The organism is Butyrivibrio sp. TB, from assembly GCF_900110805.1.
Lineage (GTDB): Bacteria > Bacillota > Clostridia > Lachnospirales > Lachnospiraceae > Butyrivibrio > Butyrivibrio fibrisolvens_C.
In genome coordinates this window covers 23,249-44,033 of record NZ_FOER01000012.1, presented here as the reverse complement: position 1 = coordinate 44,033, position 20,785 = coordinate 23,249, and the positions used below count along the sequence as shown (strand labels likewise).

The window sequence follows — 20,785 nt, the reverse complement described above, 5'->3', positions numbered from 1 at the left end:
TGTGAGAGTTTCGAAGAAACGGAACAATCCGTTAGTCATAAGGTGTCAAAAGGAACTTTTGACACCTACCTCATAATATCATAATAATTGTTCTTTTTACCGCAACGAATGAGTATTATTTATAAATCCCGGAGTGTAATATCAACTTATAGAATTACTACATTTGTAATAAGCTCAAAGCTTCCAACTTAGACTGTGAAGTTCGAGTAAATGATGAGCAAAACCTATAAGGAGACTACACCAATGCTTTACTGCGAACCATATCCTATATTAAAAATAGCTGATGTAAAAAGAGAAAAAGATTTTCTGACACTTAAGCTTGCGCAGGGTATCCAGCGCATCATCCCAGTCAGTGACAGAAGTATAAGAGTTATATATACCAAAGATGACAGTATTAATGAAGAAAATATCAATAATAAGCCCGGTATCATAGATCTTGAGCCATATTCTGACTGGACCTTTGAAGAAAGTGACAAGGAAGTTGTCATAAAGCTTCCAAAACTTAAGGTAGTCATTAAGAAAAATGGAGCTTCTTATACCTACTATGATGAAGAAGGCAACCTCCTTCTTAAGGAGCGCAGAGCCAGAAGCAAGGAACTTGATACAGTACCTGTATATGCTATAAGTGAAAAAGATATTCAAAAAGAATATATAGATACAGCTGATGGTCGCAAAGAAGTTGTAAGAAAAGCTGATAAGATCAAGATAAGGGATGCGTATAGAACACGTCTTTCTTTTGAATTCGATGATAATGAAGCTATCTACGGCCTTGGTCAGCACGAAGAGGGTTATCACAGTCTTAGAGGAAAGAGAATCTTCTTAAATCAGGGCAACCGTAAGATCGCAATTCCTATGTTCATATCAACCAAGGGCTACGGAATCCTTGTTAATACCTACAGTCCTTCTATCTTCAATGATGCAGAAGACGGAACATATTTTTATACAGAAGCCGACAGTGAGATGGATTTCTTTTTCCTGAATGGATCTGATGAGAAGATGGACGGTGTCATAAGGCAGTACAGGAAGATCACAGGTAAGGCTGTAATGCTTCCCAAATGGGCATATGGCTATATCCAGTCTCAGGAAAGATATGAAACTTCCGATGAGATCCTTAGTATATCAAAAGAATACAGAGACCGTAATATAGGCCTTGACTGCATAGTACTCGATTGGTGCTCCTGGAAGGATGGACAGTGGGGACAGAAGAGCTTCGATCCTGAAAGATTCCCTGATCCGGACGCTATGACCAGTGAACTACATAAAGACAATGTACACTTTATGATATCTATATGGCCTAATGTTAACGAAGGCACAGACAACTATAATGAATTCAAGGAAGCTGGAGAGCTCCTTCCTGGCATCAATATTTATAATGCTCTTAGCAAGAAGGCAAGAGAGATCTATTGGAAGCAGGCTTATGAAGGACTTTTCTCCCATGGTATTGATGCATGGTGGTGTGATAACTCTGAGCCGATAGCTCCTGAGTGGAACTATGCAGTTAAGCCTGAAAGCTCCAAGATATATGATGAATACTGCAATCAGCTTCCTATGCATATCCCTGCAGAGATGACCAATTCCTTCGGACTATATCATGCTATGGGAATCTATGAGGGTCAGCGCGGGCAGTATGCTAAGAAGGATCAGGATATAGAAGAAAAGCGTGTTGTTAATCTTACAAGAAGCGGTTATATCGGGCAGCAGCGCTTTGGTACGATCCTGTGGTCTGGTGATATATCCGCAAGCTGGGATACATTTAAAAGGCAGATAGCAGCAGGACTTCACTTTAGCGTAAGCGGACTTCCATACTGGACTACCGACATTGGAGCCTTTTTTGTCAAGAACGGATTGTCCTGGTTCTGGAACGGAGAGTATGATCTTGGGCCAAAAGACCCTGCTTACTGCGAACTGTTCACTAGATGGTATCAGTGGGGAGCTTTCCTTCCAATATTCAGAGGCCATGGAACAGACTTTAGAAGAGAACTCTGGCAGTTCATACTTGATAAGGATCCGTCACAGGATGCAGACGGACTTAAAGCAACATCCTTCTATGATGCTCTTGTAAGAGCAAATCATATGCGCTATGAACTTATGCCATATATCTACAGCCTTGCAGGTGCTGTATGGCATGACGATGATGTGATCATAAGGCCGCTGTCATTCGAGTTTACTGAAGATAAGAAGACCTGGGATATCATGGATCAGTATATGTTTGGTAAGAACATGATGGTATGCCCCGTTACAAAGCCTATGTACTTTGATCATGATGAGGATGGCAATTGTATCAGTATTAATACAAATGATATAGATGCATCAGAATCCTTTATACGCAAGGTATACCTTCCGGAAGGTTGTAACTGGTATAACTATAATACAGGAGACAAATACGAAGGAGGCCAGTACATTAAGGTAGAAGCTTTACTTGATACAATTCCTGTATTTGTCAAAGAAGGTACTATTATCCCGGTGACAGCTTTTGAAAGATCAACACAGGAGCAGACAGGAGATATAACACTTCATATATTCGGCGGAGCTGATGCCTTCTTTTCTTTGTACGAAGATGAAGGTGATGGCTACGGCTATGAAAAGGGAGACTATACTATTACAAAGATCGAGTACATAGACTCTCAGAATAAAGTGCTGGTTGATGGCGCACTTTCAGGCAGATTTAAGGTTGAGATCATCAAGTAAATAGACCGCAAGGCAGAATAACTCCAACGCAAAATGCTCCCAAGGCCTCTTGGGAGCATTTGCCGTTTTTCTATCTTATGAGGTAGGTGTCAAAAGTTCCTTTTGACACCATATGACTACCGGATTGTTCCGTTTCTTCGAAACTCTCACAATCCTCAAACATTCGCAAATCCGCACTGCGTGCTATTTTGCTCATGTTTGGCGGGTCATAAATTCATATTCGATTTCGAGCAAGCTCGAATCGAAATGACTTTTGACCCTTACGTCATCTTATGAATTATGACTTTTGATCTGGATTGTTCGAATGGAGTTTTTTATCAACAGCGTTGTAGATCATATTTATTACAAAGCACAACATACCGCTTATAAAGAAGCTGATGACTTTACCTACAGTAGAGCTTGCAGATATATCTACAAATATAAGCTTGAAAACGCAGATCATAGCTAGGAGCAGGCCGAAGATTCTAAGACCTTTATAATCATTCATGAAACCTGTCATGATGCATATGATAGCCATGATAAGAAGTATGATGGATACTATAACAGCATCAGCATCGAATGTGTGCAGGCATGCAATAATAAGCAGCAGATATTTAAACCCTATATAGAAATCCCAGCAGATCGTGTGTCTATCCAGAAGCTCTTTGGAATTAATAGTAAAGATAGCTGAGATCAGCACGACATATATTATTTTGAATATAGTCAGCATTACTTCATTTTGACCTATGATAGACAGATCTTCCATCTGACCTGTAGTAAGGTACCAATATGCGTGGAGCATTATCAGTACATTGATGATGTAGGAAGTTATCCGGGCTTCTTTGATATTTCCATGCCTTAGTTTGAATAAATAGTTGACTCCGCCGCATATGAGCATCATCAGAAGATATGCATATCCTTCCAATGCAAGTGCATCATGATATGCTGAATCCGGCGAGATATAGCACATTCTAAACAGGAATGATCCAACCAGATATACAAGTACGACATGGCTTCCAATGACAGCTTTTAGCTTTTTTATATTTAGAACATAGTAACATACATAATATAGGGCAAGAGGAATAGCCATATACAGGTATTCCCATATCATTATGTCTTTCGTGGTAGCAGTAATATACAGATACATCAAATATGAGATGATCTGCGGGATGAACAGATTGATCTTCCTTCTGTCTTCTACGATCAGAGCTGTTATCATGAATGCTCCGATAGCGAAATAGGTTATGATCTGGAATAAGATCCTGACGAATACTTCATCTCCCAGTATTCCGCCCAGATACCAGGAAGATCTGATAATAGATGACACTATATTTATATGAAGCAGATATACATATAGGATGATGGGCAATATGCCTTGAACAGCACCTGCTTGCATATTGCCAAGTGTTCCGCATTGCAGAGTGCAGGATATATGATAGATGCAATATATCGTAATGATGCACATAGCTACCAGAACCAGGACTTCATCTATATGATAAAAAATAGGAATGAATGTCAGTAGACAAGCAATACCGCCTATGAGTTCTGTAACATATATCTTTTTGTAAAAGATCTGTTCATATGCTAAAAGAAGGATCTGTGTAGTAATGATATAGCTGATAATAAGAAATGATAAGGTCTCATTGCTATCAAAAATCGACAATGTAACAGACATGAAGATGCCTATCTGTGCTATAGTCCTAAATATTGTATTATTAACCTTTGAAAGATATATACTGCCTACCCAGATGAATATCAGTGCATACAGTATATAAGGATTTATAAAACCAAAGACTATATAGGTGATAAATAATGAAACGAATATAAGCCCATATCCACACCCGGTCAGTGCTATATAGAACTTGTTTTGAGGAGATTTTTTCATTAATAAAAGTCCCGGTATAAGAAAAGAAAAGCTGGCAATGAACATAAGAATGGTCTTGGCAGTATCATTAAGATTTGGAAGTATAAGAGATGCAAGGAGTATCGCTGCTATGAATATAAGAACACAAGCGAATATACCCATGAGTCTTTTGCCAAGAATATTCTCAAAATCAGTTGTTCTTGTTTTGATTACATGTTGTGGCACTGTTTGTCTATATTCATAAGGTGCATTTGTGGTAGTATTAGGAGAGGTATTGGCATAAGAACTGATAGGAGTCGTGAACATATTGATATTTGCATTATCACTAACTGTTTTGTTATTGGAAATGCTAAGCTTATTCTGGACATATTGCATCTGATCTTTTAGATTATTGACTTCAGATGTAAGATTTCTTACTTGTTCTTCGAGAATAGCGATTCTATTTTCGTTCATAATATACCTCATACTGTGGATGATTTTGAATTAGGGATCATGAATCTGTAACACGATTATCAGATTCAATATATAACATGAGTTGTATATTGTCATTTGTTTTGGATGGAATGACAAAAAAATATGACGAATTACATATGTTTAGACAAGTGCAATTATAGTTAGTTGCCAATATTATTCTGAAGCAGGAATTATACTGTTAATATACAAGTAAAAGGGGACAATATGGTAGTTTCAACACTTTGCTATTTGGAAAAAGACAATAAGTATCTCATGCTCCTTCGTAACAAAAAAGAGAAAGACGTTAATGAAGGTAAATGGATAGGAGTCGGCGGTAAATGTGAAAAGGGCGAAAGCCCTGAAGAGTGCGTGATCCGCGAGACTTTTGAAGAAACAGGAATAAAACTTGAAAGTCTTAAAATGAGAGGCGTTATGACTTTTGCATCTGAAGGCTGGGAAGATGAGTATATATTCGTATATACATCTGATAAATTTTCAGGACATATCACAGAATGCAATGAAGGCGAGCTTGCATGGATAGATAAGGACAAGATCATGGTCTTAAATCTATGGGACGGCGACAGGATCTTTCTGGATATCATGATCAATAGTGATAAGCTCTTTTCAATAAAACTGTCTTATAAAGGCGATGATATTGTAGACAAGCAGCTATATGTATATTAAATAAAATAACATTCCCTGTTACGTCCTGTAACGGTGGAGCTGCATAAATATATTAGCATTTTTTATTAGAAGGGTATTATTATAGTTATCAAAGTGTTAGAATTAGTAGTGTGATAAAGGCTTCCCTAGTTTTGAGAAGCGCTATTTATCTTATTTATCAGATCTTAAAAATTATGGGGTACTGGTGCGTTTTCTTGTTTATGAAAATCTAATATGAATGAGAAAGCCGCTAGTCCTGAACTATTTATGTGAAGGGAGACACTGTTATGTTCAATGCCAAGACCGACAAGAAAACTGCTTTAATTTTTGCTGATGGATGTGAAGAAGTAGAAGCTCTCACAACCTATGATATTCTGTACAGAGCAGGTATTCCCTGCACTAAGGTTTCTATAAATGCTGATGAGTTTGTAAAGTCATCTCATGAAGTTGTTATTAAATGTGATACCACAATTGATAAGGTCAACTTTGAAGAGTATGACATGATAATCCTTCCCGGTGGAATGCCCGGAACACCTAACCTTCGCTCCTGTGATATCCTTTGCAAGGAGATCATCACCTTCGCAGGCTTTGGCAAGGGTATAGCAGCTATATGCGCAGCTCCTTCTGTTCTTGCAGAGCTTGGTATCCTTATAGGTGTTAAGGCTTGTTGCAATCCTTCCAAGGAAGCTGAGATCGAATCAGAAGGCGCTGTTGTATCAAGGGAGCAGGTTGTAGTATCTGGCAATATCATCACAAGCCGTGCTATGGGTACTGCGATTCCGTTTGCTCTTGCGATTGTTAAGTATTATCTTGGCGACGGAGCAGCTTCTTATATCAAGTCCAACATACTGTATTCAGGCTGATACGGATTTTTTGTAAAAAAATATAAGTCTGTCGCGTGTATATGCGGCAGACTTTTTTACTGCAGTAGTGACATAACGCCTTGATTGGTCTGGTTGGCCTGGGCCATCATGGACTGACCTGCCTGCTTTAAGATATTGGTAAGTGAGTACTTTACCATTTCAGAAGCCATGTTAGTGTCTCTTATCTTGGACTCTGCATCTTGTGTATTTATACGAGTATTATTATCGTTTAAGTATGCATGTGCCAATTTGTTCTGCTGGGCACCAAAGTTTGAACGCTGCTCGGATATGATATTAAGCGCATTCTTGATAGTATCAATTCCTAAACGTGCAGAAGCTGATGTAGTAATTTCCAGATCTCTTATTCCAATTACGCCGTTATTGAGCTTTTCATAACTGATCGGTATATTGTCGTCTGGGTCAGCACCGCTTTGAATGATCATGCTGATCTGTCCGCCATATATAGGTACATCAACTGTACTGGTTTTTTCTGAAGGAGAATACCAGTACATATAGTCTGAACTATTTTGGCTTAAGTCAAGGACAGTATCTGATTTAAGCACGGAATTGACCTTTGCCAGAATGGTAGATTCTGTATCCGTGGTGCTTACAGGAATATTAATATACATATTTCCGATATTGGATCTATCTACACCGTTATAGCTAAAAGATGTATCACTAACCAGATCAAAGTTAATAGTAATGTTTCCGCTTGCATTTGTGTCTCCTTGATTTTCCTCGGTTAATACACCAAGAGAACCCGTTAGTGATTTCATTACTCCGGCAAGATTTCCTGATTGTGAATGAGAAAAGGGAACTTTTTGATGCTGATAGTTATAACTCCACCAGATATTTTCTTTTTCAGGACGCTCATCATATGAATAAAAAGAAACACTGGCTGAAGTTGCGGTAACACCGCCAACACCGGACATGTTAAATTTAAATATCCAAGGGGTAGTGCTTGTTTTAGCTACATTTATATCAGAAGTATTGTTTCCTGATATTTGTGTCAGGTTTGAACTGCTTGTCAGCGTAGGTTCTATGAAATCATCATTTGTGCTTGAGGCAAAATCATATGCGTCATCAGTTCCGGCAGTTGATGATTTTTCTTTTGCATATATATTAATATTGGCACTAACAGTAATTCCGTTTGCATTTGCAGGAACGTCAAAATTACCAGAAGCTTTATCTGAATAATAAATGCTTATGCCCGCATTATTAAGCGCAGTTACATAATCTGCAATTGTTGCAGGATCTGATATAACGTTCATATTAATAGTTCCACTAAAAAAGCTTTGTATTCCTGATCTGACAGCATCGCTATAACTTGCTGGCAGATGATCAGCTATACTAAAGTCATAGTTTGAAGCTTCAAGATCATCCCAGCTTATATAGTCAGTCGTATAAGTGTTTCCGTCAAAACCTGTCCAGCTAACTTTTATTCCGTTAGTATCATCTGCTGAAACCTTGCAGGTACTTGGAATTGGCATATAATCCTTGTTGGAACCGGTGATTGGATAGTTTCCATAGCTCTGATTACTTACATTAAGTGCTTGCGTAGGTGCATATCCTATAAGTACGGGATTAGGGATATCTACATTCCATATATATCTATCGTTAAATGATGTTGTAGCAAAGATTCTGTCAGACTCCTCTTTGATTGCCTGGACTTCCATGTTGATATAAGAACGGTCTGAATCAGTAAGAGTGTCATTTGCACCCTTTACGCACAGTTCGTTCATTCTTTGAAGAAGATCATGGGTTTCATTAAGAGCGCCGTCTGCTACCTGAACGAAACTGATTCCGTCCTGGATGTTATCCTCGGCCTGACGAAGGCCCCTTATCTGACGACGCATTTTCTCAGAAATTGCAAGACCTGCAGCATCATCTGCTGCCCGGTTTACTTTATATCCTGATGCGAGCTTTTCAGCTGATTTGGAATTGCGCTCTGCAACCAGACTGTACTGCCTTTGTGCATTCATTGCAGAGAGATTATGTTGTATGACAAAGCCGCCCATAGTGTATTCCTTGTAAAATAAAAAATAAAACGTCCTTGTCACCTTCAGAAATACATCCCTGTATTCCTGGATATGTAGCATTTACATCTTGTAACAACGAATGTAGAAACTCATTCATGCGTTTTTGCATCTTACTGTTACAACCTGTAACGTACTACATAGAAAGTATCCTCACTTTCATTCTATATATCGGTACAGATGCAGTATTTACTTATGTTTTTGGCATTATCTTTTTTGGCATATAACAATAATAGTTGGAAGCTAATTTTGGTTAATATATTGCTTATGATTTGGCCAAAATGACCGATATATAATTGCGGAGAAGATTTCTTTTTTATTTTCTTTTACAATATTTATATCTAGAATGTTTAGAAGCGCAGCAGGAAGAGATTTGTAAGCTTTGATACTAATCTAAAGCCCTTAAAAGGAGGCTCTTATATGCTAGCTACTTTGATGCCACTATTTGGCGACAATATGGAAGTTCGTGCCTACTCTATTTTTGCCCAGAAAGCAGATTCATATATGAATCCGCTGGCCTTATCAACCAGCGTCTTCGATGGTGCCGGCAATATTGCAGGATTTGAGATAGTAGACAAAATAGGTCTTGATACGATAGCAGATGATCATGTTGTATTTATAGAGATAAACAATATTGCTATTTTTTCAGATATAGCAGGGCAGTGCTTTGCTCCTCATGATAAGGTCGTGCTTCTTATAGATTCTTCTATTAAACCGGAAGAAAACTATATTAACAGAATGGACGAGATCATGAAGGAAGGCTTTAAGTTTGCAATGAAGAAGCTTAAACCAATAGACTTTGAGAATTATCGCCCTGTCTTGGAGAAGTGCAGCTATATCTTTTTAGATCATAAAAACATTGATATAGACAAGGCTCATACCTATTTCTCGCATATGTACAAGGATATGAAGCTGTGCGCAGTCAATGTTAATACAAGAGAAGAGTACGATGAGCTCTCTGGCAAGGCAAGCTATGACCTTTATGAAGGTGAGTTTTTCAGAACACCTATCACCAAGCAGCAAAAAGAGCTTGCGCCTTTTAAGGTTACCTATCTTCAGCTCCTAAATGTAGTAAACGAATCAGACTTTGAACTTACAGATGCAGCCAATGTTATAGGGCAGGATGCCGCTCTTGTCGTAAGGCTTCTTGAGATGGTCAATCATATGACCTCCAATAGAGGTGTATCCTCTGTAAGACATGCAGCAGCTCTTCTTGGGCAAAAAGAGCTTAAGAAATGGATCACAACTGCTGTTACCAAGGAACTGTGTTCGGATAGACCCAGTGAGATCACCAGAATGTCCATGATAAGGGCAAGATTTGCAGAGAATCTGTCCAAGTATTTTGAACTGGAGCCTTTTAGCTCAGAGATTTTTCTTATGGGCCTTTTCTCAGTACTTGATCAGATCCTTGAAAAGCCTATGAAAGAGTGTCTTGAGATGGTCAAGATCTCAACTGATATAAGACAGGCACTGCTGGATCATAAGGGACGTATATACCCTGTACTGGAATTTATACTTGCCTATGAGGATGCAGATTGGAACGAGACGCTGAGACTTATGCTTCTTAACAAGATTGGTAGGAATGTAGTCTATGATGCATATCTCGAAGCCCTCGACTGGTACAAGAAGATAGTTAACATTAAATAACTCACTTGGACGGCATTATATATCTGCAAAGGTTTTGCGAACGAAGTACCTTTATAGTGGACGCCTGCACATAAAAAGGTTAAGGAGAAGCTATGGGAGATAGTAAAGCTTTAAGTGGTAGGAAGTATTCGGGAATCGTGATATGCATTGCATTTGCCATCATGTTCATACTTGCAGATTCTATCATGGGCATTTATTTTGGCGGAGTTATCTACCATGTCATAAAAAGCGCCCTGATGATCCTTTTCTTCGTGGTAGAACTATTTGTATATCTAAGATTCTACGGCAAGGAATCCGCCGGCGAGATTATCTATACCAAAGACTTTCTTAAGGGCATAAAAGCAGGATTTGCCATATTTTTGTATATCCCTTTTGTGATAGTCACTTATTTTGTGGTTGGTAAGCCGGCCTTTGTAAATACGACTATACCAATTGTACTGTCGTATCTTGTCCTTGAGCAGTTAGCAGCTTCTATATTTGAAGAGTTCTCCTTTAGAGTTTTTGTATGCGAAGGATATTTTCTTGAAGATGATAAAACAAGTGTTAAGCGCATTGAGTATGCATTAGTGTCAGCTGTTACCTTTGGCCTTGCACATGCAGCTACAGCTACGACGCTTAATAGCGCAGCTATAAGATTTTGTATGGAGACGGTATGGGGATTTGCATTCGCTGCTGTCTACCTGTACTCTCATAACATTCTTGCAGCAATGCTCCTTCATTTCCTTACAGATGTAGTCATAAATTCTACCAATCTTATTAAAGAGTGGACGCCGAGTGATCTCATGACAATACTGGACAATTACGGATACTTTGTAGTCATGGGCATAATACTTGCAATGTCTGTTATTGTAATATTAAGACAGCCGGAGCGCCTTACTCAGTAGCCCGTTTATTTCTAAATTGTTTATAAACTTCCATTAATTCCAAACTCTTTTAACTTAAATTTAGTTTTGTGTCTCATACTCCATATTAATAACAAACAAATAATTCCGAGAAGAACAAATGAAACACACTCGGAATCAGAAAAAGGAGCTAATCATGAAACTAAAAGAGTTAAAAAGAATATTATCAATAGCAATGATAACTATCATGTGTACAGCTGTTACTGCATGTAGCAGTCAGACAAGCTCGGCTTCAAGTTCAGAAGAAACATCAATCACACAGGAAGTAGAGGCACAGGAGAATGAAGCATCAGGTCAGGATCAGGAGGTTGAAGCCAAGGACGTAGCTGATGGCGAGATGCCTGAAGGAGAAGCACCTGATGGACAACCTGGAGAAATGCCTGATGGAGAAGCTCCCGGAAACCCTCCCGATGGTGAAGGCGGAGGTTTTGGAGGCGGCGGAAACAGTAGCGCCGACATAGACTACACAGGAGCTACAACTATAACAAGCGCTGATTCTCAGGATGGAGAGACATATGAAAGTGATACTGCTGATGAAAGCGCACTTCTTATCACAACAAGTGATGACGTGACGATCTCTAATGGCACAGTAACCAAGACAGGTGATTCAGATGGCGGAGACAACTGCAATTTCTACGGCCTTAATGCAGCAGTTCTGGTCAAAGACGGATCAACAACCACTATTACAGGGATGACCATCACATCTGATGCAGACGGAGCTAACGGCGTATTCTCATATGGCGGCAATGGCGGTCAGAACGGAGCAGAAGGTGATGGAACAACAGTTATTATTTCAGACAGTACTATCACAACTACAGGTGACGGATCTGGCGGTATCATGACAACAGGCGGTGGTATTACCAAAGCCTCTAACCTTACTGTAGAAACAAGCGGAAGATCATCAGCTGCCATCAGAACAGACAGAGGTGGCGGAACAGTTACAGTAGATGGAGGAACATATACTACTAATGGACTTGGGTCACCTGCTATATATTCGACAGCTGATATCACTGTTTCAGATGCGACTCTCGTATCCAATCTCTCTGAAGGAGTCTGCATCGAAGGTATCAATTCGATCACATTAAATGACTGTGATCTCACAGCCAATAACACAGATACTAACGGCAATGCTACATTCTATGACTCTATAATGATCTACCAGTCAATGTCAGGAGACGCTGACAGCGGTACATCAACATTCACTATGAACGGCGGATCACTTACAAGTAAGAATGGTCATGTATTCCATGTGACTAACACAACAGCTGTGATCAACCTTGAAGATGTAGAGATAGTTAACGAAGATTCAGACAATATCCTTCTTTCTGTATGCGCAGATGGTTGGACTGGTGATAACAACACAGCTACAGTTAATGCAAGTAGCCAGACCTTAGAAGGAACAATCCTTGTCGGAGATGATTCTGAGCTGACACTTAATCTTACCAATGGATCAAGCTTCACAGGTACTATCAGCGGTGAGATAACCAATGCAAGCGGCGAGACGGTTTCTACAGAAGTCGGAACAGTATCTGTATCTATAGACACAGACAGCACCTGGACACTTACAGCTGACACCTACATCAGCTCTTTTGACGGAGATATTTCAAGTGTAAATACTAATGGATACACTCTTTATGTAGATGGTGTAGCTATGAATTAAGAATAATTGTAATAAAAAAGACTGATGCGTAAGCTATACTTTATGCATCAGTCTTTTTTTATCTTGCATCACAAATGCAGATATGCTACTATCGTTTTGAGTTTGAAAAAAGAGGTAAATGAATTTTATGAGTATAAAGGTTTTCTAATCTAAGCAAACAAATATAAGAATCGCCTGATACCCAGGCTTTATTTTTGTACGCTTAAGATAGATAACCATATGCTTATAACCTTCATTCTAAGACAGGTTTATTAATCATGGTTTATTCTGCCTTGCGTACAAATTGTGCGCAGGGCATTTTTATTGCCCTGACTTAAATATTTGCAAGATTGGAGAGAATACCTTGATTAAATACTTTTTACAAAACAAGAAAAAACTCATTACATACCTTTTATTATCCCCGACAATGTCAATCACATCCGTGCTGTTTGCAAGCGCCCTTGAGCCCCTTGTGAATTCGGCGACTCAGAAGGACGTGGCAGTAATGCTGCGTGCAATTATGGCCTTTGGACTGATCGTAGTCGCAGACCTGACAGCATCCTTTTTTCACAAGATATCAAGAGAGAATCTGAGAAAAGAATTTCTTGTAGGCTTTAAGAATGACCTTTTTGCCGGTATCATGAGCAAAAGTTTTCAGGAATACAGAAAAGAGCCGCCATCATACTATGTATCAATGATGCAGAGGGATGTGAAAAAAGTCAGTACAGACTATTTTGACAGTGTCTGTGGCATATACAGAGTTTCCATTAGCTTTATGGTAACAGTGCTGGCTCTTATAAGAGTTAATCCTTTGATCTGTCTTATCAACGTAGTGATCGCACTTCTTTCAGTTCTGATTCCAAAGATATTTGAAAGAAAGTTAAGAAGTAATTCGCAGGATGCGTCAAAGTCAGCATCGGAGTACCAGAGCGTTATCTCAGATGCATTTATAGGCTTTAATACGATCAAGCTTTATTCTGTAATTTCAAAAATCAAAAGACAAGTGCAGGACAGAAATGAAAAAAGTGAAGATGCTGAGTGCAATCTATTAAAGACTAACTATAAGGTTTCATATATGTCAGTGATATGCACATCAGCAGGATTTGCTCTTACGATAATTGCAAGTGTAGTATTTGTTTTTCTTGGGAAGATCAGTATTGGCGGTGTGCTTGCCTTATCGCAGCTCATTGGTGGAATACTTGCTCCTTTTCAGGATGTGCCTATTTTCATTACTAATCTTAAATCTATAGCAGTTGTAATAGATAAATTGAAAAAGTATATTGAAATAGATGAGCAGGATCCGGAAGAATCAGCGCATAGCATTACGGATTATTCGTTAAGCATAGAGAACGCAATGGTTTCTTTTGATGATAAGAAGGTTCTTGATGGCGTGAATATCACCTTTGATCAGGGCAAAAAATATGTGATCATGGGTGAAAGCGGCTGCGGAAAATCCACATTGGTCAAGCTTTTTATAAAAATGTCTGAATGCGCCGGTGGAAGAGTTCTGCTTGGGAAAAGGGATATCAAGAATATTCCGGACAAAGACCTCTATAACGTTGTCAATTATATGCAGCAAGAAGTCTTTTTATTTGATGATAGTATTAGAAATAATATCACGTTATACAAAGATTATTCACCTGAAAAGATTCGGTATGCGATTGAGTGTGCAGGCCTTAAGGACTATGTTGAAAGCCTTGAGTACGGCCTTGAAACTAAGATTAACGGTAACGGATATAATCTTTCCGGCGGTGAGAAACAGAGAATCGGCATTGCCAGAACTCTTTTGGCAGGAGCGAAGGTATTTATATTTGATGAGATCACTTCAAATCTTGATGTTGCTACTGAGCATTTTGTTGAGAATCTTATCATGAACCTTAAAGATGTGACTGTTATCATGATCACGCATAGGATCAATGACGCGACATTAAGTAAGGCTGACGAGATTCTGGTCATGAAAGATGGCAATATCAAAGAGAAGGGAAACTTTAGAGAGCTTCTTGATGCCAGGGGCATGCTATATGGATATAAGATGATCGCAAGTACAGTTTAAAAACAAAAAAAGTTTGAACAGGAGAAAGATATGGATACATTATTTTTGATACTATGTGGAAGCGTTGAAGAAAGCACTTCTGAGCCTCACGACAAAGTAGGCGTGGTCTCGGTTGTCTACGTCTCTAATGATAAAGAAAAGATTGACAGTAAGCTGGGAGATCTTCAGAAAACACATCCTGATAATTTCTATATGGCTTACGAAGTGCCAATGGATACTGATCTGACAACACTTGAACATTATCCTGGGATTGAGATTTCCAAAGAAGACTTAAATTAAAAAGACTTAAAATAAAATCAGAATTAAAGGAATATTGACATGAAGTTTTTAAATCAATACAAAAATCTAAGTAAAGAAATATATGTCCTGTTCTTTGGGCGAATAGTCACAAGTATGGGTTCTCTTATCTGGCCTATCATGACATTGATACTGAAAAACAAGCTCGGATACAGCGCAACGACTATCGCTACGATTGATATGGTCCTTGCGATAATCCAGCTTCCACTCGTCATGGTTGGAGGTAAGCTTGCTGACAGCGTCAACAGGAAGAAGATAATTGTCTGCTGCGATATGGTTACAGTTATCTGTTATTTTATCAGCGGACTTATTCCTCTGTCTTTTATCAGCGTTGCGCTATTCTATATCGCAGGCCTCTTTGCGACAATTGAAGGGCCGTCCTACGATGCACTTGTAGCAGATCTTAGCGATTCAGATAACAGAGAGCAAGCGTATAGCCTTCAGTATCTTGGCATGAACCTTGGACTTGTACTTGCACCAACACTTGGCGGATTATTATTTGAAAACTATCTGTGGCTGGCGTTTATAGTAACATCAGTTGCAACATTCTCTTCAACCCTTCTGATCCTTATTTTCATAAAAAAGCTCAGTGTTGAAAAAAAGCATGTCAGCGAATATGAGGAAAAGAAAGAAGGTGTGGGAATATTTGAGATCCTTCGTGAGAGAAAGATACTGATCCTGTACTTGGCAGTATCCGGCTTTTGTGCTCTGGTATATTCAGAGTTCAATTATCTTCTGCCGCTTCATATAGAGAATCTGTATGCGGCCAAGGGGGCAACGATATTTGGACTTCTGACAAGTACCAATGCCATAGTTGTCGTAGTTGGAACTCCACTTATTACTACATTCCTTAGTAAGATCATAGATGTCAGAAAGTTTCTTATAGGAGAAGTGCTGATAGTAACAGGGCTTGTGAGCTATACCTTTTCGGGCAGGATAATTTCTCTTTACTTTGTGCTGATGATTGTTTTTACATTAGGTGAAATATTTTGCACCATAGCCAGCGCACCATACATGACAAGGCGTGTTCCGTCAACTCATTGGGGCAGAGTTAACTCTGTGATCAACATCGTCTGCAGCGCAGTTACATCTATTGGCAATATCTATATCGGTAAAATGGTAGATGTATACGGCTACAAGCATGCATGGATCTTGGTGGCGGCTGTTGGATTTGTTGCCATAACATTACTTGTTGTATTAAATGTATTGGATAAGAAAAGCTTCCCGCTTCTCTATAAAAGTGACGAAGAATCGGAATCAGCTGTGTCTTGAGCGGAGCAGAAGATCAATGACCTCCATATCGAAGGTATGCCGAGAGTTGATAAGCTGAAGGCGCTAATCCGGGTGTGGAGCAGTATTGACGCCGCTTTATCAATGTGATAGTGTAATAAATAGCTTAAATATGCGAGGTTGAGAACGTGAGACGTTAATTATTTGACTAAAAGTGTATAGGAGACAATGAGATAACCTGTTTTACGGGTTTGTTTGTGTACGCTTCAAGTCAGATGATTACATTTTACAGGTGCCTTATCTAAATAGGGGTTATTTGTGATGAATCAAGACTGTAATGCGTACCATTTTAGATGTGCGTACTACAGTCTTTTTGCGTACAAAACTTTTAGAAAAAATAATTAACGGAGAATAAAATCATGAAAAACAAATTACATATAGACAACCTCGAAATTATGGCCTTTATGGATGGCCTGGTTTTCTTTTCGCCGGTATCATTGCTTATAAGGACAAAGGCAGGACTATCGCTGGAACAGTTCTTTGTCCTGCAGGCTTTTTTATCAATAATGATATTCGTATTTGAGATTCCAACCGGTAAGATCACAGACAGAGTAGGATATAAGAAAACGCTGGTTTTGTCACAGGGAATGTGGCTTCTGGCAATGATTCTTTTGATGCTTTCATTTTTCAGTGGAAACTTTGCGGTATTTATGATAGAGGCAGTTGTTGAAGGTATTGCCATCAGTTTTTCTTCAGGAACTTTAAGTGCCTATCTTTATCAGCAATATGAATCAGATGAGTATGTTGTAAAGAATGCCAGGATTGGCAACTGTGGAACGGCAGGATTTATCGTAAGTGCAATAACTTATGCCGGACTCTATCACTTTTTTGGACTGGAAGGTTTGCTTGTGGCAACAGTTATTTCCAGTGCATTGGGACTAGTTGCAAGCTTTGGGATTGAGAAGGAAAAGCATCTTAAGGAAAAAGAAGTTACGGAAAAGAAGGTAAAGAAGCTGGCATTCAACCTGGAGAACACGATGATCGTGGTGATCCTTGCCTGCGTCAGCATTTCTTTTATCCTGATCAATTTCTTTTATGTTGACAAGCTGGAGGCACTCGGAGTATCGGAAGAGTGGATGACTGCTATAATTTTGGGCTATTCACTGGTTCAGATGCTTTCAGAAAAAATTCTTGATTTGATTGATTCAAAGAAATATCTTCTGACCTTTATGTTGGGATTCCTGGCGGTTGGCGCGATGATGATTGGATTTGGACTAGCGGATAATGTGCTTATTATTATTCCGATCATGTTGCTGCTTCCACTATCTGTTACTGTACCGGCTTATATTTTTGATGAAATTGAAAATAAGGTTATCGATGCAAACGGCCTTGAAAACTACAGAGCAGAGGTTTTATCTATTTACAATATGGGCGTCAACTTTGTGGAAATAGTATTTCTTTTTGCTTCAGCTTTCGTATCAAGAGCTGGAATGTCATTAAGTTTCGTCCTCACAGGATGTGTTATGGGTATAATAGGAACCGTAGGGTTCCTGATTTTCGGGAAAAGGATTGTGGAATAAAATATGGATAATCAGATGAGACTGCATAAGATAGCATTAGGGGAAAGAACAGAAGAAACGGTTAGAATCTATTTTGAAAAAGCTAAGCAGCCGGAAATCCGGCTGCTAAGGCTTATTGTATTTAGGGGCAAATTATATGAGAATCGGATTGGTTTATTAGAGGTGCAAGGATAATGATATGATGAAGAACAGATAATAATTGTCCAGATAAATGTACGTTGTGCCAACTTGACGTCAGATACAGACTCAACTAAAGATAGAATCAACTAAAAATATTCTCGATTGATTCGTATACAATCTGTACCTATAATCTGATTATAGAAAAGAGATGGCCATTTCTTTATAGAAAAATTCAACACCAAGTTGAGAAAGGGCTTTATATGATAGGTAAACAGATTAAGTATTTTAGATTACAGAAACAGGCAAAGCAGGAAGAATTGGCTGAGTACCTGGGGGTATCATATCAGGCGGTTTCCAAGTGGGAGACAGGCGCCAGTGACCCGGATATATCACTTCTTCCAAGGATTGCAATATTCTTTGGGGTAAGTATCGATGAGCTTTTTGAGCTTCCCTATGAGGAACATATGCAGCGCATCGAGAACATGATCTTTAACGAGAGAAGAATTCATCCTGATACATTCAGACAGGCAATCAGCTTTTTGGAAGATAGGCTTAAACAGGATCCAAAGGATATACGTGCCCTTGGAAACCTTGCAAGTATATACAACCACAGAGCACATAGTGATCACGAACTGGCTTCAGACTATGCACAGAAAGTATTAGAGATGGATCCGGATGACAAGGGCGGATGGGCTGACTTCCTCGAAGCTAATGGAGGCGTCTGCGGCGATGAGTGGTATGATAACCATTTTCACGTGATTCGTTTCTTTACAGAATTGTTGGATAAATATCCGGGGAATTACCGCTGTCTATATGCTCTTTTGGAAAATATGATTGTAGATGGCAGGTATGATGATGCGATTCCGTATATTGAACAGATGAAGAAAGCCAGAAAAAATCATCAATATCTCTTGTATACAGGTGATGTGGCATTTGGTAAAGGCCGCTTGGAAGAGGCAAAAGAGATCTGGGAAAAAATGATTAAAGAGTTTCCCAATGAGTGGCAGGCATTTTGCGATTTAGGGGATGGATACGCCAAACTCGGAATGTATGATAAGGCCTTGGAAGCTTACGAAAAGTCTTTTGATATGCAGGAAAAGCCCAGAATTGCAGAGGGTCTTTGCTCAATGGCACAGCTACATGAATCACACAAGGAATACGATAAGGCTATCAAGGATTATCAGAGACTGATTGAAAACCTCAAGGAAGATTATGACGTGACCGAAGGTGAGCAGGTTGACAGATATGTCAGAGAAATTGCCAGGTTAAAGGGAATTAAAAAGAATAAATAAATTACGAAAGGGATGTGCACTTGGTATGAGTCACATCCCTTGTATGAGGAAAATATGATAAAAAGTGTTACTAAATTAAATGAATATGATGCCTTTATTAACAGCTTCTTGGAGGATTCAAAATTTTCCGATCCTCATCTGACCCAAAGACTTGAAGCAGGTGAAAAGCCTGAGGATATGCTTACTAAGAAAGACCATCACTGTTTTGTTACTGAGAATAGCGATGGAATCAATGGCTTATTCATTCTTTTGATCATTCCTGAGGAAAAGTATCTTGAGATGCTTATTGGAATTACAAGAGAAGAAAGCGCAGTTGAAGATTTGCTTTCATTTATAGAAAAAAGTTATCCTGGATACGAGGCTGACTTTGTTTTCAACCCGCGTAATCATCTGATCAAGGATGGCTTAATAAAGCGCAGCGCGGATTTTGACAAAGAGCAGCTCAAGATGGTTTATACCCATAAAATGCCTGAGTGCAAGATTCCATGTATAGAGCCTCTTTCTGAAGAATATACAGAGCAGTATCTTAAGATGCACACCAAAGATGTGTATTGGACCGGTGAAAAGGTTATGGAAGCTACTGATCGTTTCAAAACCTTTGTGGCAGTTGAAGATGGCGTTGTGACTGGGTATATTGATGTTACTCATTGTTTTGCTGAGAATGAGCCATTCGACCTACTGGTAAAAGAGGAATATCGCAGAAAAGGCTACGGCAGACAGCTTTTGGCTAAGGCGCTTCTAGAGAATGAGCCTAAAGATATGATGCTTCTTGTGGACTTTGACAATGGGCTAGCGATTAACCTTTATGAATCAATGGGGTTCATAAAGAAGGAAAAAGGGAACCTGCTGACTGCTTATTGGAAAGTACAAGACAGATGACGAATGGTTTGAGTATAGAATTAGTAATAAAAAAGAGTGAGGTATAAGATGAAAATAAAAAGATTAACTGCATCTTTTATAATATCAGCTATGGTCATTGGAACAGTTGGATGCTCAGATCATTAAACAAAAGAAACAGAAGGAGACATAAAAGGTATGGCAATTACTTATTCACAGCAGATCCCGGACTTGCAGACATATTATGATTTAAGGAAGTCAGTAGAGTGGAACAACTTCTGCCCTGAGCAGTCAGAAAAAGCAATCAATAATAGCGTTTACTTTATATTAGCCAAAGATGGCGATCTTCCTGTAGCCATGGGAAGAGTTGTTGGAGACGGAATGTATTTTACCATAGTTGATGTAGTAGTAAGACCTGAGTATCAGGGACAGAAGATCGGATCTACTATCGTGAACAGGCTTGTAGAGATTATACAGGCAGAAGCTCCCAAAGGCGCAAGGCTTAGCATTCAGCTCATAGCTGCGCAAGGCAAAGAGCAGTTTTATGTAAAACAGGGATTCAAGATCCTTCCACACGAGAACTGTGGACCGGCCCTTAGAAAAGTAATATATACGTAATAAATGACAAAACCCGGAATAAGT

At 39.1% G+C, this 20,785-nt stretch carries 15 protein-coding genes; 13 read left to right on the top strand and 2 right to left on the bottom strand.

The window, feature by feature from the left end; translation table 11 throughout:
- The first annotated feature begins 243 nt into the window (after positions 1 to 243).
- The gene (locus BMX21_RS09480) at positions 244 to 2,688 is read left to right on the top strand and encodes a glycoside hydrolase family 31 protein (protein WP_177173990.1); all 2,445 of its coding nucleotides are present in this window, start codon (positions 244 to 246) and stop codon (positions 2,686 to 2,688) included.
- Between the two features lie 277 nt (positions 2,689 to 2,965).
- Here BMX21_RS09480 and BMX21_RS09475 read toward each other — a convergent pair whose 3' ends face one another.
- Entirely contained in the window at positions 2,966 to 4,984 is a 2,019-nt protein-coding gene (locus BMX21_RS09475; RefSeq protein ID WP_092043751.1) for a DUF2339 domain-containing protein, read from the bottom strand.
- Between the two features lie 225 nt (positions 4,985 to 5,209).
- Here BMX21_RS09475 and BMX21_RS09470 point away from each other — a divergent pair, with 225 nt between their 5' ends.
- A complete protein-coding gene (locus BMX21_RS09470; protein WP_092043748.1) occupies positions 5,210 to 5,668 on the top strand; it encodes an NUDIX hydrolase in 459 nt (152 codons plus the stop codon).
- Positions 5,669 to 5,934: 266 nt separating this feature from the next.
- Complete coding sequence (locus BMX21_RS09465) at positions 5,935 to 6,510, top strand: DJ-1 family glyoxalase III (RefSeq protein ID WP_022756052.1); 576 nt, start codon at positions 5,935 to 5,937, stop codon at positions 6,508 to 6,510.
- Between the two features lie 56 nt (positions 6,511 to 6,566).
- Here BMX21_RS09465 and BMX21_RS19680 read toward each other — a convergent pair whose 3' ends face one another.
- Positions 6,567 to 8,528 (bottom strand): flagellin N-terminal helical domain-containing protein, encoded by a 1,962-nt coding sequence (locus BMX21_RS19680; RefSeq protein ID WP_242952905.1) that lies wholly within the window; start codon positions 8,526 to 8,528, stop codon positions 6,567 to 6,569.
- 438 nt (positions 8,529 to 8,966) lie between these two features.
- Here BMX21_RS19680 and BMX21_RS09450 point away from each other — a divergent pair, with 438 nt between their 5' ends.
- From BMX21_RS09450 to BMX21_RS09405, 10 genes are all read left to right on the top strand, one after another.
- Positions 8,967 to 10,193, top strand: a complete 1,227-nt coding sequence (locus BMX21_RS09450; RefSeq protein WP_092043746.1) for an EAL and HDOD domain-containing protein — start codon at positions 8,967 to 8,969, stop codon at positions 10,191 to 10,193.
- Between the two features lie 92 nt (positions 10,194 to 10,285).
- Positions 10,286 to 11,077 (top strand): CPBP family intramembrane glutamic endopeptidase, encoded by a 792-nt coding sequence (locus tag BMX21_RS09445; RefSeq protein ID WP_092043743.1) that lies wholly within the window; start codon positions 10,286 to 10,288, stop codon positions 11,075 to 11,077.
- A 154-nt stretch (positions 11,078 to 11,231) separates the two neighbouring features.
- Complete coding sequence (locus tag BMX21_RS09440) at positions 11,232 to 12,755, top strand: autotransporter outer membrane beta-barrel domain-containing protein (protein WP_092043739.1); 1,524 nt, start codon at positions 11,232 to 11,234, stop codon at positions 12,753 to 12,755.
- A gap of 406 nt (positions 12,756 to 13,161) precedes the next feature.
- A complete protein-coding gene (locus BMX21_RS09435) occupies positions 13,162 to 14,787 on the top strand; it encodes an ABC transporter ATP-binding protein (protein ID WP_092043736.1) in 1,626 nt (541 codons plus the stop codon).
- A gap of 30 nt (positions 14,788 to 14,817) precedes the next feature.
- On the top strand, positions 14,818 to 15,066 hold the full coding sequence (locus BMX21_RS09430; protein ID WP_092043733.1) for a hypothetical protein: 249 nt from the start codon (positions 14,818 to 14,820) through the stop codon (positions 15,064 to 15,066).
- Between the two features lie 39 nt (positions 15,067 to 15,105).
- On the top strand, positions 15,106 to 16,356 hold the full coding sequence (locus BMX21_RS09425) for an MFS transporter (RefSeq protein WP_092043730.1): 1,251 nt from the start codon (positions 15,106 to 15,108) through the stop codon (positions 16,354 to 16,356).
- A 377-nt stretch (positions 16,357 to 16,733) separates the two neighbouring features.
- A complete protein-coding gene (locus tag BMX21_RS09420; protein WP_092043727.1) occupies positions 16,734 to 17,894 on the top strand; it encodes an MFS transporter in 1,161 nt (386 codons plus the stop codon).
- A gap of 380 nt (positions 17,895 to 18,274) precedes the next feature.
- Complete coding sequence (locus BMX21_RS09415; RefSeq protein ID WP_092043724.1) at positions 18,275 to 19,306, top strand: helix-turn-helix domain-containing protein; 1,032 nt, start codon at positions 18,275 to 18,277, stop codon at positions 19,304 to 19,306.
- A 54-nt stretch (positions 19,307 to 19,360) separates the two neighbouring features.
- Complete coding sequence (locus tag BMX21_RS09410) at positions 19,361 to 20,185, top strand: GNAT family N-acetyltransferase (RefSeq protein WP_177173989.1); 825 nt, start codon at positions 19,361 to 19,363, stop codon at positions 20,183 to 20,185.
- A gap of 156 nt (positions 20,186 to 20,341) precedes the next feature.
- Complete coding sequence (locus BMX21_RS09405) at positions 20,342 to 20,761, top strand: GNAT family N-acetyltransferase (RefSeq protein WP_034483717.1); 420 nt, start codon at positions 20,342 to 20,344, stop codon at positions 20,759 to 20,761.
- The last annotated feature ends 24 nt before the right edge of the window (positions 20,762 to 20,785 follow it).

Bases quoted from the DNA above. Each gene is read 5' to 3' on its own strand.
- BMX21_RS09480 (WP_177173990.1), top strand. From the start codon at position 244: ATGCTTTACTGCGAACCATATCCTATATTAAAAATAGCTGATGTAAAA.
- BMX21_RS09475 (WP_092043751.1), bottom strand. From the start codon at position 4,984: ATGAACGAAAATAGAATCGCTATTCTCGAAGAACAAGTAAGAAATCTT.
- BMX21_RS09470 (WP_092043748.1), top strand. From the start codon at position 5,210: ATGGTAGTTTCAACACTTTGCTATTTGGAAAAAGACAATAAGTATCTC.
- BMX21_RS09465 (WP_022756052.1), top strand. From the start codon at position 5,935: ATGTTCAATGCCAAGACCGACAAGAAAACTGCTTTAATTTTTGCTGAT.
- BMX21_RS19680 (WP_242952905.1), bottom strand. From the start codon at position 8,528: ATGGGCGGCTTTGTCATACAACATAATCTCTCTGCAATGAATGCACAA.
- BMX21_RS09450 (WP_092043746.1), top strand. From the start codon at position 8,967: ATGCTAGCTACTTTGATGCCACTATTTGGCGACAATATGGAAGTTCGT.
- BMX21_RS09445 (WP_092043743.1), top strand. From the start codon at position 10,286: ATGGGAGATAGTAAAGCTTTAAGTGGTAGGAAGTATTCGGGAATCGTG.
- BMX21_RS09440 (WP_092043739.1), top strand. From the start codon at position 11,232: ATGAAACTAAAAGAGTTAAAAAGAATATTATCAATAGCAATGATAACT.
- BMX21_RS09435 (WP_092043736.1), top strand. From the start codon at position 13,162: ATGTCAATCACATCCGTGCTGTTTGCAAGCGCCCTTGAGCCCCTTGTG.
- BMX21_RS09430 (WP_092043733.1), top strand. From the start codon at position 14,818: ATGGATACATTATTTTTGATACTATGTGGAAGCGTTGAAGAAAGCACT.
- BMX21_RS09425 (WP_092043730.1), top strand. From the start codon at position 15,106: ATGAAGTTTTTAAATCAATACAAAAATCTAAGTAAAGAAATATATGTC.
- BMX21_RS09420 (WP_092043727.1), top strand. From the start codon at position 16,734: ATGAAAAACAAATTACATATAGACAACCTCGAAATTATGGCCTTTATG.
- BMX21_RS09415 (WP_092043724.1), top strand. From the start codon at position 18,275: ATGATAGGTAAACAGATTAAGTATTTTAGATTACAGAAACAGGCAAAG.
- BMX21_RS09410 (WP_177173989.1), top strand. From the start codon at position 19,361: ATGATAAAAAGTGTTACTAAATTAAATGAATATGATGCCTTTATTAAC.
- BMX21_RS09405 (WP_034483717.1), top strand. From the start codon at position 20,342: ATGGCAATTACTTATTCACAGCAGATCCCGGACTTGCAGACATATTAT.